Consider the following 16,058-nt stretch of genomic DNA (forward strand, 5'->3'; position numbering starts at 1 on the left):
ACCAGAAACAAATCTAGTTTTTATGTCCCGGATTCTTGATGGTTGAGCCGTTCATGTGTTTCACACGAGCTGAAATTTCCTTGTGACGGCCATTTACCATGGGACGAGCCTGAGGATTGCCAAGGTAACCGCAGGTTCTCTTGACTACATCGGCAGTCTTAGGGTCTGTGTTACCGCAGTTCGGGCACATAAAACCACGTTCTGTCGGTGTAAAATCACCCTCAAAACCACAATCATAGCAGCGATCAATCGGTGTATTAGTTCCCAGATAGCCAACACGGTCATAAGCATAGTCCCAGACAGCTTCAAGCGCTTTAGGATTTTGCTGCAGCACAGGGTATTCGCAGTAGTGAATAAAGCCGCCTGTCGCACCTGCTTCCGGATAATCTTTTTCGAAATCTAATTTTTCAAATGGTGTCGGATTTTTACGCACATCATAGTGGAAAGAATTCGTATAGTATTCTTTGTCCGTAATATCTTTGATGACACCAAATTTTTCGGTATCTAAACGGCAGAAGCGGTCTGTCAGACTTTCAGACGGTGTCGAATAAACAGAGAAATGGTAATTATATTCATTGGACCATTTACCGCAGAGATCCTTCATCTGACGGATAATATCAATGGTAAAGTCTTTAGCTGCCGGATTGGTTTCCCACTCACCGCCGTAAAAGACAGTAGCGACTTCGTACAGTCCGATGTAGCCAAGTGAAACTGTCGCCCTGCGATCCTTGAACAATTCATCTACTGAATCGTCCTTGCCAAGACGTTTGCCAAAAGCACCGTATTGATAGAGGATAGGCGCGTTAGCAGGCGTAGCTTCTTTAACACGGTTAACGCGGTAAACAAGCGCATCTTTAGCAATAGCCATTTTTTCGCTGAAAATATCCCAGAATTTATCAATATTTCCGTTGGATTCAAGAGCAATACGCGGCAGGTTGACCGTTACCACGCCGAGATTCATACGGCCGGAATTCACTTCAACGCCATTTTCATCTTTCCAGCCTTGAAGAAAGGAACGGCAGCCCATAGGAACCTTGAAAGAACCTGTCAGCTCAATAATCTTTTCGTAAGACAGCATATCAGGGTACATGCGCTTAGTGGCACATTCAAGCGCTAACTGCTTAATATCATAGTTCGGTGTTCCCGGTTCCAAATTAAGACCGCGCTTAACAGTGAAAATGAGCTTAGGAAAGATAGCTGTACGATGCTCACTGCCCAGCCCTTTAATCCGAATGTTAAGGATAGCCTTTTGAATTTCACGTTCAAACCAATCCGTACCCAAACCAAAACCTAGAGACGTAAACGGTGTTTGTCCATTAGAGGTGAAGAGAGTATTGATTTCATATTCGAGACTTTGCATGGCATCATAGATGTCTTTTTTGGTCTTTTCACGCGCATATTCTTCCTGCTTGTCCTCAGCAACCCATTTTTGAGCATCTTTTAAATGCTTTTGATAATTGAGTTCTGCATAAGGAGCCAGAGTCTCATCAATGCGGTCAGCAGAACAGCCGCCGTATTGGCTGGAAGCTACATTTGCAATGATTTGGGAAATCTGAGCTGTCGCCGTCTGGATAGACTTAGGACTTTCAACCTCGGCATTGCCAATCTTAAAACCAGACTCCAGCATACCCTTGAAATCAATCAAACAGCAGTTGGTCATCGGCGTATAAGGGCTGTAGTCCAAATCATGGTAATGAATATCCCCTTTAAGATGCGCATTGGCAACATGCTCAGGCAGCATCTTAAGGCCGATTGATTTGCCGACAATACCAGCTGTTAAATCGCGCTGGGTGTTGAAGACATCACTGTCTTTGTTAGCATTTTCATTGACAACAGTCTGATCCTTATTAATCAATTTATCAATGGTAAAATTGATATCAGTGGCTTGAGAGCGCTCAAAATCACGTTTTGCACGATAATTAATATACTCCTGAGCAATAGTGTATTCTCCGGCCTCTAGGAGTTCATGCTCTACAATATTTTGAATTTCATAAATTTTAATATTTTCGCTAAAACGCTCATAAATTTCAGCAACAACCCGATCAGCAATATCCGACAGCTTTGCCTCAATAAAAGGTGTGATCGGTGTTACCTGGTTACTTGCTCTGACGATAGCCTGATAAATTTTGTCTTTGTCAAAAGCAACTTGACGGCCGTCACGTTTAATGACAATCATAGCAGGTTTAGCAAAAATATTTTCTTTTTCGAGTGCAATCATATGTCTCTCTCCTTACAAGAGCTATTATAACACAAGAAAGAAAAAAATCAATATATTGTGGCAAAAAAAGTAATTAGACACAATATATTGATTTTTAGGCTATTTTCGCTTGTAAACAGTGAAGTCAGGGCTTGTCTTCAAGGAAATCGCTTTATAATTTTTTCTAAAATTATTTTTTAAGACATCCGGCAAGCGGTCTGCAGTTTCATTAACTAAAATATAGGAAGCTTCATTTTGCAACAGTTCATCTTCCAGCGTTTTTTCATTAGACTCTTTAACCGTATTGATTGCAGGCAGAGGAAACTGTGAACTGGAGAGACGGTTAGCATCCATATAAATTTTAGCACTGGAATCCCAGACATAGATTTTGGAATCCTTGTCAGTATTTTCTCTGATATAATCGGCTGCCTGTGCCCGCTCCTGATTTAAACCATAAGAGGAAACATAGTGAACAACCGGCTGAGCCAAACCGTAAACAAACAGCAGGCAGGGCAGGTAAAAATGCCCCAGTAAAAACAGTTCAAAGACTCTGCGCGACAGCCGTCTGTGCTGCTTACGGCGGCGCGACCTGCGCCTCTGGGATTCCTTATACTTATCATCAAGATAAAGTCCCGTCAAAACCAGCCCAAACGGCAGAAGCAGTAAGAACTGATAGGTCGCAAAACTTTGTGACAGCAAAATGAAAATCAGGCTGAAAACAAAGCTTAGAAAGACAATTGATTTGACCAGATCATCCCGATCGGTCTCCCGCTTAATATGATTAAAGAAAGTCAAAGCTCCCATTAACAGACCCGAAGCAAAGAGCACAAAGAGCTGGAAGAGAATTGTCAGCAAGACATCCTCTTTGCCCAGTGCAAAATAAGTAAAATAATAAGTTCCGGCCTGAGAAACATAGGACGACAGGATCTGCATGTTTAAGACAAAATAGCCGAAGGTATAAAATACCAGAAGTCCGCCAAACAGCAAGCAGAGAATCTGATAGAAACCGTGGGCATAACGACGATTTTTAATGTTGTGAACACAGATGACAGCCAAAGAAACCAACCAGAAAAACAGGGTCCTGGGCTCAATTAAATAGGCAAACGCTCCTGTCAGACCATAAACGATAAAGCCCTCATCTCTTGTCAGTCCCGCAAAATATTTCGTCAAAAACCACAGCGACAGCAAGACAAATGGCATGGCAAACTGAACAGGGTAAAGACCGCCAAAGCCCAGCGCAAAATTGCCCAGATAAAAAAGCAGTATAGTGTTGATGGCTACTTCTTCTTTATCCGTCATGTGGTAAACAATCTTATAAAGGTAGATCCCTGAAAAGTAAAAGGCGGCAAACTGGACAAAGATCAGCCAGAAACTGCTTCCTAATAAATAACTCAAAGAGATCAGTCCATAATAGACAAAGCCGCCCGTCGCAAAAATATCACTGTAAGGCAAATGGTTCTGGGCCATCATAAAGCCAGTATAGAGATTCTGAGACTGCACAGCATTGCCAAAATCAGTGAAAACAGGCATAGCCACACTGAAAAAGCTGACAAAAGCGCTGAAGATAGTAATATAAAGCCGATGCAGAGAATCAACTTCTGCAGGCCCCCTGCTCGTATCAGAATCCTTGCGGACACTTTGGTCTGCCAATGTTTCATTGCTGTATTTATCTTGTCGTTTATCCAAACTAGTTTCTCCTTGAATTTTCCTATTAAAAGTATAACAAAATCTACTTATTAGTCAATTTATCTAAGATAAAAGCATAAGTTAAAATGTCTCTGAAACGGTGGCAAGACTTTTCTCTATAGGCTTTTAAAAATAATTCCTCTTCCCGAGTCAGCTTCTTCTTACTCATTGTACACCCCTTTTAACTATTCGCAAAAAGAGCAAGCTTTGACAGCTCCACTGACTTTCCTACAAGAATGATCTTCTAAGAGCAGAGAGAAGAAATGCTTATGATGAAGGGCCGTTTTAAAATAGTAACTGTTATCCTCGTCCAGAAGCAAACAAGTCAAAATAGTTAAAATTATTTCAGTTATAAATGATATGTTAAAAACGCCTAAAAATGCAAACCCTTTCTTGATGACAGAGCTGGAAAAAGATATAATAAGACCCATAAAATTTTTGGGGGTCGTTTTTATGACTAAAGTTGCTATTGTTACCGGTGCTGGTCAGGGGATTGGTTTTGCTATCGCTAAACGCTTGCATGCAGACGGTTTTAAAATAGGAATCTTGGATTACAATAAAGAGTCAGCCAATGCTGCTGTGGAGCAGCTGTCAGCTGAAAATGCCTTTGCTGTAATTGCTGACGTTTCGAAGCAAGACCAGGTGTTTGCCGCTTTTGACCAAGTCGTTGAGCACTTTGGAGACCTGACTGTGGTGGTCAATAATGCCGGTGTCGCTCCGACAACACCGCTGGAAACCATCACACCCGAACAATTTGAACAGACATTTGCGATTAACGTCGGCAGTGTTATCTGGGGCAGTCAAGCTGCTCAAAGAATTTTTGAACGTTTGGGTCATGGGGGCAAAATCATCAATGCGACCTCTCAGGCCGGTGTAGTCGGCAATCCTAACTTGACTATTTATGGCGGAACTAAATTTGCTGTTCGCGGAATTACCCAGACCTTAGCTCGTGATCTGGCTGATGACGGCATTACGGTAAACGCTTATGCACCTGGTATTGTGAAGACACCAATGATGTATGATATTGCACATGAAGTCGGAAAAAATGCCGGTAAAGATGACGAATGGGGTATGCAAACCTTCGCTAAGGATATCACCCTCAAGCGTCTATCTGAGCCAGAAGATGTCGCTAATGCGGTTGCTTTCCTGGCAGGACCTGATTCAGACTATATCACCGGCCAGACGATTGTTGTTGATGGCGGTATGCAATTCCATTAATTTCTCAGATTAAGATTAAAAGCACCCCTAACCTTAGGTTAAAAATCTAAGATTAGAGGTGCTTTTTATAATATTAAATGACAAATTTATCATTTCAATAATAAACCTATCCGGACAAAACTAAAAGAACTGAGCTCTGCAATTCAGAACACAATCCTTCTCATAAACAGTCTGTCTAACGTTTGAAAGCTGATACAAGCATCAGAGACCTTTTATTAATCTTCATCTAAAAAGCTGTTGAAAACTTCTTCAATCATATCCCATTCAGCATCAGCATCTTCTGGAATCGGCTGTAAATCGCCTTCTGTGCCATCTTCATTTTCAGTAAATGAATAGGCTTGAATTTCAATCTGACCATCAGCATCTTCTTCAGCTCCGGCCGGCACTAAAAGAACATAATTTTTCCCAAATTCTTCTTTCCCGTCAATCGTTAAAAGAATTTCAAACAAGGTCTCATTTCCCTGCTCGTCAACAAGCGTGATAAGGTCATGCTCTTGTTCATGATGATGTGACATAATCGCCTCCTATATTTTCATTTGATAAATTGGCTTTCGTTCCGGTGAAGAAAGCAGCTGAATTACCTGACTACAGCTTTTAAGCATTCCTGCTTAAAACATTCGATCTAAATAATTTTGCAAAATCAGCTGAGCGGCCAGCTTATCAATAACTTTTTTACGTTTGCCGCGGCTGACATCAGCCTGCTCAACTAACATTCGTTCTGCCTGAACAGTGGTCAGGCGCTCATCCTGATAATCAACAGGCAGCTCAAAAAGCTCCTTGATTTTTTCTCCGTAAGCTCTGCTGGCCTCAACACGCGGACCGCTTGTGTTGTTCATATTTTTAGGCAGGCCTACCACAAACTTTTCAACCTTGTACTCTTTGACCAGATCAGCTAGGCGCTCAAGGCCGAATTCTCCATTGGCTTCATTAATAGCAATAATCTCAACTCCCTGCGCTGTAAAACCCAGAGGATCGCTAATCGCAACACCAACGGTTTTTGAACCGACGTCCAGCCCCATTATTCTCATCCTAAATCAATCCCGTTTCCTTGTAAATAATAACGTACCAATTCTTCCACAATTTCATCGCGTTCATATTTACGGATTTGATTGCGAGCATCATTGTAACGAGGTACGTAAGCAGGATCACCACTCAAAACATAACCGACAATCTGGTTGATTGGATTATAACCTTTTTCTTCTAGTGAACGATAAACATGCGTCAACGTTTCACTGATTTCTTTTTTATTTCCATCGTCAAGGTTAAAACGAACTGTTTCATCTGTAAATCCCACAATAACACCTTCTTTCTCATAGGGAATATCATGTTACATTATATCTTATTTTCAGTATTTTCACAAGGATAAGAGCCACATATCTCAAATTAGAAGCCACATAGCCGCAAACGCTGGTCTCCCTTTCAAAAATTCTATATACTAAAGACAAAGGAAGGAAAGCTATATGAAACTAGAAGTTATTAAGGATGCTCAGCTAAAAGAAACCCTGATTAAAATTTACACAGCGCAGATTGATTTACAAACTCAGGAAATTATTGATTTTATTGAGAAAAAACCTTATTTTATCTATGGCTACAAAAACAAGCGGCTGGAATTTATCAAGACTGAAAACATCATTCGGATTTTCACTGAAAACAAGCATGTTTTCATTCAAACCCTAACGGACACCTATTTGGCCAAACAAAGAATTTTTTATTTTGAGCAGCACTTAAATTCAAATTTCATTCGGATTTCACAGGGAGAAATAATCAATATCAAATATATAAAACAGCTGGATCTGACCATTAAGGGCAGCATTGAAGTCACTTTAAAAAACGGCTTTGTCAGTTTTGTATCCAGACGCAGTTTAAAGCGCTTTAAAGAAAAATTAAAAATTTAAGGAGGAAACCTACCATGAAAATCGCTAAACACATTATCAGTTATGCTTTTATTGGAATGGGAATCGGCTCATTCATAAACTGTCTCATCACTACCCTCTTTTTTCCAAACAGCAGCTCTCTGGGAATCCCAAGTTTCACTCACATGTTCTCATCAGCCTCACAGGCCGGCGCTGTTCAGCTTTTAATCTTCGCGCTGCTTGGAATACTTCAGGGGGCGGCAGGCAGGCTTTTTAAAAATGAAAGATTAAGCCTGCTGTCTGCAACTGCAATTCATTATTTTCTAATCCTTATCCCGCTTGTTCTTTCGGGTATTTACCTGCATTGGTTTAAAATGGCTTGGGCAAGTTTTGGTTTATTCTTGCTCCTTGCGTCTATCATTTATAGCTTCATTTATCTCTTCCTCTATTTGACACAAAAAAAAGACGTTCAAGAAATCAATAAGCGTCTCAGTCAGATCTAAACAGCGGAACGATAAGATACTCTTAGATCGTTTATCACGCTGGAATAATTATCTTTAAAAAAACAAAGTCTGGGGAAGACAGCTATAGCAGCCGTCTCTTCCAGACTTACTGTTGAATAATCTTCGTTGCACCCTCTCTTTTGAGAGCAGCGATATAAAGTTTTGGTGTTAGTCTCGTCATTCTTGATAAATCACCGAAACTGCTTCCAACTGCTGACAAGGCATCCCTGTCAATATTTGGAATATCAAAAGTAAAGGTTACCTTTGCTTCATAGTTTTCTGTAACATCAATATCCAAGGCTACGCCTCGGACAGTTTTGAGCTTTTGAATATCCGGATTGACATCCATTTGTTTTTTCAAAAGTGCCCGTACTTCTTCTAAACTGTGATTTTTTAAAGTTGCTGTTGTCTGCTCATCATAAGGCTGGATGACTTCCATCTTAATGGTAAGAAACTTGTCGCCTTGATAGGTCAGCGTGTGCGTATGCCTTTGATCAGGCATGTCACTTTTAGACTTATACGTATAGGTATAGGCCTCAGTAACAACTTCTTTTTCTTCTTCAGTTGTTGTGGTTGTGTCAGAATGTTTTTTCTTCTTGACTGATTTCTTCACCATTTTTCCAGATTCTGTTTTTCTGGAAGAAACTTCCCTAACCAGATGTACCGGGGCACAGGCTGTTAAAAGCAAGCTAGTCAGCAGAAGCAGCGTCAATTTCTTTTTCAATAATTCATCTCCTTTGTATAATCAGCTACGGCTATACTCTCTTTCGATAAGCAAAGAGGAAGAGGAGCAGTATTATAACCCCCAGTAATATCCCTGAAAAAGGCATGGTGGGCTCAAAAACAAGAGAAAACAGGTGATATGGTGCTGTCAGGGCTTCCTTTACGCTTGCACCCTGTTTAATATCTAAAGCAACAAAGGCACCGTAAGTCAGTGTAAAAAAGATAACTACGTAGCGGATAAAACTAAGTACAACCAGAGCCCAGCCACTTAGCTTAGTTCTGGACAAGAGCAGCAGAAGCCCTGATAAATAAGCAAACGGAAGAATAATCAGCCATTGAGACCGGTAAAAATAAAGCACTGCCAATGAGGCAATAAAAACCAGACCGATACCGATTTTATAATACAGCCAAAAGGGAGCCAACTCTTTTTGTTTCTTACTACTTCTTCTCATAATCCTTCTCCTTGATTCCAGTATAGCATAATTTAAAGGAAAAACAGTAAGAATATTAAAAAAATTAAGGACCAATTCTAATGTTTTTACACTCCTCTGAGAAGTTTCTGGCTCTGTTTCATTTACTTTCAGTATAGAAGCCGATCCGTGATGCAACAGTCTTTACCCTTTATGCTGAAACAAACTCCGCCGCAAATACTTAAGACAGCAAAAAAGCCGGAACACAAGTTCCAGCTTTTCACTTTTTACAAAGCTGCACGCAAACGAGCTTCTGTATTTTCAACATTGCGGATAGCCCGCGGCAAGAAAGCACGAATATCATCTTCTTTATAACCGACCTGAAGACGTTTATCATCAATCAAAATAGGACTCTTTAGAATCCGGGGATTCTCCTGAATTAAATCAATGACCTCGTTGACACTCAAATCATCAATATTACAGTTGAGAGCCTTGGCATAACGATTTTTTGAGGATACAATACTTTCAATCCCGTTTTCTGTTTTTGAAAGGATGTTAAGAATCTCTTCCTTGGTCAGTATATCTTTTGCTAAGTTTTGTTCTTTATAAGGGAGTTTGTGAGCATTAAGCCATGTTTTTGCTTTCTTGCAACTTGTACAGCTTGAAATTGTATAAATTTTAATCATGTTTCAATCTCTCTTTCCTTACAGGATAATACTATCTTAGCACAATTCATTAAATAAATAGTCGGTCTCTGGACCTATTTTTATTTAATCTTCCAGTTCAATAGCATCATCGAGTTCGAGAACGAGATCTTGATCAGATTGAGCAGTACTGTCTTCTTTAGATTCCTGTTTTTGATCAGATTCACTGTCTTCAATCAAACCATACTGAACACGTACTTTATGGTCAATTTCATCAAAGATTTCGGGATTATCAGCCAAGAATTTCTTAGCATTTTCTGAACCTTGACCAATCTTCTCACCATTATAAGAATACCAAGCACCAGCCTTTTGAATAATGCCTAAATCGCTGGCAATTTTAACCAGCTCACCTGTGCGGGAGATTCCTTCTCCATACATGATTTCCACAAAGGCTTCCTTAAACGGCGGAGCAACTTTATTTTTTACAACTTTAATTTTGGTTTCCTTACCAATATTGCTGTCTTTTTGATCGCCGGTTCCCTTAATTTGAGTATTGCCGCGGACATCAAGACGCACAGACGCGTAAAACTTCAGTGCACGCCCGCCGGGTGTTGTTTCGGGATTGCCAAACATCACTCCGACTTTTTCACGCAGCTGATTGATAAAAATTGCGATAGTTTTTGTCTTATTGATAGATGCAGACAGCTTACGCATGGCCTGACTCATCATCCGCGCCTGAAGACCGACATGGCTGTCACCGATGTCACCGTCGATTTCTGCACGCGGTACAAGCGCAGCAACTGAGTCAACAACTACCAAATCAACAGCACCTGAGTCAATCAGCTGACCGGCAATTTCAAGGCCTTGCTCTCCTGAATCCGGCTGGGACAGCAGCAGTTCATCAATATTAACGCCCAGAGCTGCTGCATAGGCTGGATCTAAAGCATGCTCTGCGTCAATAAAAGCAGCAATTCCGCCATCTTTTTGGGCTTGGGCTACAGCATGAAGAGCAACGGTTGTTTTACCTGATGATTCCGGTCCGTAGATTTCAACAATACGTCCTTTAGGATAGCCGCCGGCACCTAAGGCAATATCAAGAGCCAAGCTGCCTGAGCTCATGACTTGAACTTTTTGCTCAGCTCGTTCCCCAAGGCGCATAACGGCACCTTTACCAAAGTCTTTCTCAATATTTTTTAAAGCAGTATCAAGCGCTTTTTTGCGCTCATCTCCAAATTTTTTGGTAATTTCTTCTGTCTTTTTTGTTTTTTTTGCCAATCCTTTTTCTCCTATTTTTTAAAGTTCCAAGACCGTCATTTTATTATACTAAATTTTTATCAGATAATAAAGTTTGACGTACTAAATTAAAAGCATGCAAAACAGCAATATGGCGTACATCTGAGCGGCTGCGGCCCCCTATCAAAACCTTGCGTGACAAAGTTTCCTGAGCGCTTGACAGCCCGATAAAGACGGTTCCGGCCGGCTGACCTTCCAACTGATCGGGACCAGCTACTCCGGTCAAGGAAACAGCTAAGTCTGCTCCGGTTAGAAGCCGTGACTGCTCCGCCATTTTTTTAGCGGTAAAATCGCTGACAACACCGTGCGTTTTTAGCTCTTCAAGCGGAATATTCAGCATTTTTGCTTTTTCTTCTATGCTGTAAGTCACAAAGCCTCCCTTAAAAATATCCGAAGCTCCTGCAAAATCTGCCAGTCTTGCTTGAAACAGCCCTGCAGTTAAACTTTCGGCTGCTGTAATTGTTTTTCCTTCCTTTTTAAGCAGGTCAAACACTACCTGAGCCAATGAATTATCCTCACCATAGCCGTAAAGGTAGTCAGATAAATGGTCAACTGCTAAAATGTCTTTTTCTACTTGATCCAGCTTAGCATCTGCTCCCTCTTGACTATAGGCCTTTGTTGACAGCCGAATGGTCACTTCTCCAATCTTGGCATAAGGAGCAATAGTGGGGTCTGTCTGTCTATCAATCAGGTCATGCAGCAAGGTAACCAAACGGCTCTCACCAATACCGAAAAAGCGCAGCACGCGCGAATAAAGCTGTTCAGACGTCTCAGATAAATAAGGCAGGAGCTCCTGATTGACCATAGGCTTCAATTCACTCGGCGGTCCCGGCAGTACAACATAAGTCACTCCTTCAGCTTTTAAAATACCGCCTACGGCTAAACCGGTTGCATTAGGCAGCGGCCGGCTTCCTGTAACAATCTGTGCCTGACGTTCATTGTTGGGCGTGCGTGCTGAGGCCGGACGAGAAGCAAAAAATTCATCCAGACGAGCTTGGGCAGCTTCATCAAAAACCAAATCTCTTCCTAAAAATTTTGCCAGGGTCTGCTTGGTTAAGTCATCTTCTGTGGGGCCTAAGCCGCCGCAGAGCACTACTAAATCGCTGCGTCCTTTAGCAATATTTAAAACAGACAAAAGACGCTCTTCATTATCACCTACTGCCGTCTGAAAATAAACATCAATGCCCAGCTGTGCCAGCTTTTCTGATAAAAACTGCGCATTGGTATTGACAATCTGTCCCATCAAAATCTCTGTCCCGACAGCAATAATCTCAGCTTTCATATTGTCACCTACTTATCTATTCGTAATATCGCTTTATTTTATCACAAAATAAGTTTAATTTCTTATTTTTGCTAAAAATCATTTTGGGCCTCTTGAGAGCTAAACTATAAAGCAATTACCGCGTTTTTACCGCGCTAAACCAGGAAGTCTTTTCACAAAATCGCTAACGACGAAAAAGACAAGGACAGCTGTCCCTGCTTTTCATCATTATTATATCCGGTATTTACCTGTTCTGCCTAGTTATCTTACTCTTACTGCGGTTTACAGGTCTGTCAAGTGAGCAATAAAATTCAAGCTTCTCTCTTACTGGGATTAAAATCACAGCTGATTTCATGGTCATTGATCAAACCAGCGGCCTGCAGATAAGAATAAATGCAGACGGGTCCGACAAATTTAAAGCCTTTCTTTTTTAAATCTTTGGAAAGATTCTCAGACAAAGCTGTCTTACTCGGTACTTCCTGATAATTTTCGATATTATGATTGACGCTCTTGCCATTGACAAAAGACCAGAGGTAGGCATCAAAGCTAGCAAACTCTTCCTGAATTTTTAAAAAGGCCAGCGCGTTAGCACGAGTAGAATAAATTTTACGTTTATTGCGAATAATCTCAGGATTTTCCATCAATCGATCCAAATCCTGATCTGACATGTGAGCTACTTTTTGAACATCATAGTTATGGAAGGCTTTTTTAAAAGCAGCACGTTTATTGAGGACTGTCTCCCAAGACAGCCCTGCCTGGTAAGTCTCTAAGCACAGTAATTCAAATAGTTTTTGATCATCATGGAGCGGTTGTCCCCATTCCTCATCATGATAAGCGATATACAAAGGGTTGTTTTCTTTCACCCAGCCGCAGCGCTGCATAATAACCTCCTCTAATGAAAATATCAAGCTTGTTACTTAATGAGCATTTTTAAGGCTGCCTTGATGTAGTTCTCAGCCGTATCGTTAGTGCCTTCAAAGAACCTACGAATTTTTTTCAGTTCCTTGGCCTTATATCCCAATGCCAAAAGAGCCTCCATAGCTTCTTCCAAATCTTTATTGTCCGCAACCGAAGGTTTGCTTCTTTTGCCAGCTTCTGCTGTTTCAGCATCGACAAACTTGCCAGCCAAATCTAAAACCATTTGTTGGGCGGTTTTTTTCCCGATTTTCGGAAATTTCATGAGGTAAGTCACATCGCTCTTATCAATAGCTGCTACTAAACCTTCATTATCGTCGGCTGCAATAATAGCAAGCGCTGACGTAGGCCCAATTCCTGAGACTGAAATAAGATTAAGAAAAACCGACTTTTCATCTTCCGTATGAAAGCCATAAAGCAGCTGTGCATCCTCACGCACGACGTGATGCAGGTAAATTTTCAGTTCCTGATTCATCTGCTCTGAAAAGCTGTAAGGGTTAGCGACATTGATGATATAACCCAGACCATTTGCTTCAACGACAATGTATTTTGCTGTGATTTTCGTTAATTTTCCTTTGATATAATCAAACATGTTTTTTGCCTTTCTTTAATCCTTACCAGTATAGCATAATTTATGAATTTTCGGGGGACTGTCAGCCAAGCATAAAAGCGGCCTAAAGGCAGGCGGCAGCTATTTTAAGAACTAAAAGCATCAGAATATTGACTGTATTGAAAAAAATATGCACAGCAATTGGGTAAAAAATCTGGTCAGTCCTTATATAAGCTATCCCATAGATAAAAGCAGCTATTAAATATGGAGTGGCATTAATAAACTCCGAAGTCTGAAACAGATGAATATGGATGGCTGCAAATAAGACGGCCTGTAAACTAACAATAAGCGGAAGAGGCAGGTATTTCTTGCCCAAATCAATCATGGACTTACGAAAGACTAATTCTTCAACAACAGGCCCTGTCAATGAGACAGAGACAACAGCGGGCAGAAATAAGAAGCGATGATTAAGCAATTTTTCCAAATATACTTGATTGGCCAAGGTTTCTTCTGTGCTATTAAATAGTTGACAAAGGATACCCATCAAGACTGAACTCAGCACCTCTCCCAATAAGATTAAGACCGCCAGAAAGACCAAGCTTCCCAGCGAGCGCCAGATATGCTGTTTAAACGTCAAATAGGTGTGTGCAAAATCATCTCTAAACAGCCAAATTCCATTGATAGCGACTGCAATATAAACCGAAAATCGTAAAAATTGGCGAATATCGTCTGCTACTGGTAAAAAACGATAAGGATTCAGGAGGAAACACAGGATAAAGATGGTTAGAAATTTAATGCAGCGAGATGCCGAATAACTCATGTTTCTCCCTCCTAATCCTCTCAATCAGTATTTGCCCAACTCTCGCAGGCTGGTATGGTTTTCCTGAATCCGGCGGAACATTTTTTCCATATCAGACTTGGTAAAATTAACTAAAACCGGCCGACCGTGCGGACAGTTGTAGGGATTCTTGCACTGCGACAGCTGATTCAAAAGATTTCTGGCAGAATAGTCATCTAAGGCATGATTAGCTTTGATCGAGCGCTTGCAGGACATCATAATGGCCAGCTCTGCCCGGTAATTTTTTACGGATACTTCATTTGTCAAAAGCAGCATGTCGCACATTTCATAAATGGCAGATTCGATTTCTTTTTCCTGCAGCCAGATCGGATGCTCTCGCAGAATGAAAGTATTTTCCCCGTAGGCCTCCAAGTAGATACCAACTTCGTTGAGAATTGGCATTTTTTCCTGCAAGGTCATAAAATCATTGGCTGGGAATTCAAAAAGATAAGGCACCAAAAGCTGCTGTAAACTACTGTCAACCTGACCTATTTTTTCACGATAGTACTCATATTTTACACGTTCTTGTGCAGCGTGCTGATCAATAATGTAAAGACCGCCTTCCCCCTGAGCAAAGAGATAAGTTCCATGCATCTGACCGAAATAATCCAATTCAGGAAAAGAAGAGGCTTCTTCATTTTCCAAATTTTGCATCAGCTTACTGAGCTGACGTTTTTGGTTTTTATCACTTAAAATGATATCTGGGTGGTCTTTGTCCTCTTGGCTGTCTTGCTTGCGCTCAGCATATTTAACTGCACCAGACGGTTCGTTGTCAACAGCTTGCTTTACAGCATTGTCAACTTCTGTAAAGGAAGTTTCAGCCTCTGCTACTGTTGTGTCTTTACGGAAAAAATCATTTTTCTCCTTGTCGTAATAAATACTTGGCTGCTTTAGCGGCAAGGAAGTCTGCTGCTGCGTTTGACTATGGCGAGTGCTGGCCTTAGCAAGATTTTCCAGAGCATCAGGAATTAAGTCCTGTTCTCTGAGACTGTCAGCAATAGCTGAGCTGATAAGCTGCATCAGCTCTTTTTCTTTAGAAATTCTAACTTCCTGCTTGGTAGGGTGAACATTGACATCTGCTAGGTAAGGATCGATCTGAATATCAATAACTGCAATAGGAAAGCGCCCCACCATCAGCTTAGACCCGTAACCATCTAAGATGGCTCGGTTCAGCAGAAAATTCTTGATATAGCGTCCGTTGATAAGAATCGTGATATAGTTGCGGTTTGCCCGTGTCAGCTCCGGCAGGCTGATATAGCCGGACACTTCAAAATCAAGGTCAGCATTGGAAATTTCAACCATTTTTTTAGCCGTATTAAGGCCGTAAATGCCTGCTATAGCCTGGCGCAAATCACCATTGCCTGAAGTTCTTGTCAGTTCACGGCCGTCATTAACCAAGGTAAAGGCAATCTCCGGGTGGGCCAGACTGAGACGGTTGATAACATCAATAATGTGGGCTAACTCAGCTTGCAGACTCTTCATATATTTTAGCCGAGCCGGAGTATTGAAAAAAAGATCTTCGACGGTTATTTTTGTACCAACCGGTGTACTGACGGCTTCTTCTTTTTCAACCTTGCCTCCGTTAGCCAGGAGGAAAGTCCCGTGATTTTCTGTCTTACTGGCAGTTTTGATACTCAAACGGCTGACAGAGGCGATGGAAGGAAGGGCTTCACCGCGAAAACCCAGCGTGCGAATCCTAAAAAGGTCAGCCTGACTCTTGATTTTACTGGTGGCATGGCGGTGCAGACTCATAGCTACATCAGCCTCTTCCATTCCTTGACCGTTATCTGTCACCTGAATCTTTTTGAGACCTGATTCCTCAATTTCGATGGTGATCTGACTGCTGCCTGCATCAATAGCATTTTCCACTAATTCTTTTACGACACTGGCCGGTCTTTCAATGACTTCACCGGCAGCGATCTGATTGGCTAATATTTCTGGTAGTTCAATAATTTTTGACATAAGTT

General features: G+C 41.2%; 17 protein-coding genes. 3 read left to right on the plus strand and 14 right to left on the minus strand.

Features of this window, described 5'->3' with window-relative positions; genetic code table 11:
• Positions 1 to 13: 13 nt before the first annotated feature.
• Positions 14 to 2,218, minus strand: coding sequence for an anaerobic ribonucleoside-triphosphate reductase (nrdD, locus tag G573_RS0102460; RefSeq protein ID WP_027975231.1), 2,205 nt, complete (start codon positions 2,216 to 2,218; stop codon positions 14 to 16).
• Between the two features lie 99 nt (positions 2,219 to 2,317).
• A complete protein-coding gene (locus G573_RS0102465; protein ID WP_027975232.1) occupies positions 2,318 to 3,883 on the minus strand; it encodes a glycosyltransferase family protein in 1,566 nt (521 codons plus the stop codon).
• Between the two features lie 453 nt (positions 3,884 to 4,336).
• Here G573_RS0102465 and G573_RS0102475 point away from each other — a divergent pair, with 453 nt between their 5' ends.
• Positions 4,337 to 5,101: a (S)-acetoin forming diacetyl reductase gene (locus tag G573_RS0102475; RefSeq protein ID WP_027975233.1), complete on the plus strand. Its 765-nt coding sequence runs from the start codon at positions 4,337 to 4,339 to the stop codon at positions 5,099 to 5,101.
• 215 nt (positions 5,102 to 5,316) lie between these two features.
• Here the strand turns inward: G573_RS0102475 and G573_RS0102480 are convergent, their stop codons facing one another.
• From G573_RS0102480 to G573_RS0102490, 3 genes are all read right to left on the minus strand, one after another.
• Positions 5,317 to 5,616, minus strand: coding sequence for a DUF1292 domain-containing protein (locus G573_RS0102480; protein WP_027975234.1), 300 nt, complete (start codon positions 5,614 to 5,616; stop codon positions 5,317 to 5,319).
• Between the two features lie 93 nt (positions 5,617 to 5,709).
• Complete coding sequence (gene ruvX, locus G573_RS0102485; protein WP_027975235.1) at positions 5,710 to 6,129, minus strand: Holliday junction resolvase RuvX; 420 nt, start codon at positions 6,127 to 6,129, stop codon at positions 5,710 to 5,712.
• The gene (locus G573_RS0102490; RefSeq protein WP_003089901.1) at positions 6,126 to 6,395 is read right to left on the minus strand and encodes an IreB family regulatory phosphoprotein; all 270 of its coding nucleotides are present in this window, start codon (positions 6,393 to 6,395) and stop codon (positions 6,126 to 6,128) included. Before G573_RS0102490 ends, ruvX begins: the two co-directional genes overlap by 4 nt.
• 166 nt (positions 6,396 to 6,561) lie before the next feature.
• Here G573_RS0102490 and G573_RS0102495 point away from each other — a divergent pair, with 166 nt between their 5' ends.
• Both G573_RS0102495 and G573_RS0102500 read left to right on the plus strand, forming a co-directional pair.
• A complete protein-coding gene (locus G573_RS0102495) occupies positions 6,562 to 6,996 on the plus strand; it encodes a LytTR family DNA-binding domain-containing protein (protein WP_027975236.1) in 435 nt (144 codons plus the stop codon).
• A gap of 14 nt (positions 6,997 to 7,010) precedes the next feature.
• A complete protein-coding gene (locus G573_RS0102500) occupies positions 7,011 to 7,457 on the plus strand; it encodes a DUF3021 domain-containing protein (RefSeq protein WP_027975237.1) in 447 nt (148 codons plus the stop codon).
• Between the two features lie 106 nt (positions 7,458 to 7,563).
• On the opposite strand, the gene G573_RS0102505 is transcribed toward G573_RS0102500, so the two are convergent.
• From G573_RS0102505 to mutL, 9 genes are all read right to left on the minus strand, one after another.
• Complete coding sequence (locus tag G573_RS0102505; protein WP_027975238.1) at positions 7,564 to 8,181, minus strand: SP0191 family lipoprotein; 618 nt, start codon at positions 8,179 to 8,181, stop codon at positions 7,564 to 7,566.
• A 31-nt stretch (positions 8,182 to 8,212) separates the two neighbouring features.
• Positions 8,213 to 8,632, minus strand: a complete 420-nt coding sequence (locus G573_RS0102510; protein WP_027975239.1) for a hypothetical protein — start codon at positions 8,630 to 8,632, stop codon at positions 8,213 to 8,215.
• A 245-nt stretch (positions 8,633 to 8,877) separates the two neighbouring features.
• On the minus strand, positions 8,878 to 9,276 hold the full coding sequence (gene spx, locus G573_RS0102515; protein WP_027975240.1) for a transcriptional regulator Spx: 399 nt from the start codon (positions 9,274 to 9,276) through the stop codon (positions 8,878 to 8,880).
• Positions 9,277 to 9,360: 84 nt separating this feature from the next.
• Positions 9,361 to 10,509 (minus strand): recombinase RecA, encoded by a 1,149-nt coding sequence (recA, locus tag G573_RS0102520; protein ID WP_027975241.1) that lies wholly within the window; start codon positions 10,507 to 10,509, stop codon positions 9,361 to 9,363.
• Between the two features lie 43 nt (positions 10,510 to 10,552).
• Positions 10,553 to 11,809 carry a competence/damage-inducible protein A gene (locus tag G573_RS0102525; protein WP_027975242.1) on the minus strand — a complete coding sequence of 419 codons (1,257 nt, stop codon included), beginning with the start codon at positions 11,807 to 11,809 and terminating at the stop codon, positions 10,553 to 10,555.
• A gap of 290 nt (positions 11,810 to 12,099) precedes the next feature.
• A complete protein-coding gene (locus tag G573_RS0102530) occupies positions 12,100 to 12,669 on the minus strand; it encodes a DNA-3-methyladenine glycosylase I (RefSeq protein WP_027975243.1) in 570 nt (189 codons plus the stop codon).
• Between the two features lie 32 nt (positions 12,670 to 12,701).
• The gene (gene ruvA, locus G573_RS0102535) at positions 12,702 to 13,295 is read right to left on the minus strand and encodes a Holliday junction branch migration protein RuvA (protein ID WP_027975244.1); all 594 of its coding nucleotides are present in this window, start codon (positions 13,293 to 13,295) and stop codon (positions 12,702 to 12,704) included.
• Positions 13,296 to 13,377: 82 nt separating this feature from the next.
• Positions 13,378 to 14,073, minus strand: a complete 696-nt coding sequence (locus G573_RS11620) for a CPBP family intramembrane glutamic endopeptidase (protein ID WP_245543131.1) — start codon at positions 14,071 to 14,073, stop codon at positions 13,378 to 13,380.
• 24 nt (positions 14,074 to 14,097) lie between these two features.
• Complete coding sequence (gene mutL / locus G573_RS0102545; protein ID WP_027975246.1) at positions 14,098 to 16,053, minus strand: DNA mismatch repair endonuclease MutL; 1,956 nt, start codon at positions 16,051 to 16,053, stop codon at positions 14,098 to 14,100.
• Positions 16,054 to 16,058 lie beyond the last annotated feature (5 nt).

This window comes from Streptococcus devriesei DSM 19639 (genome assembly GCF_000423725.1).
GTDB lineage: Bacteria > Bacillota > Bacilli > Lactobacillales > Streptococcaceae > Streptococcus > Streptococcus devriesei.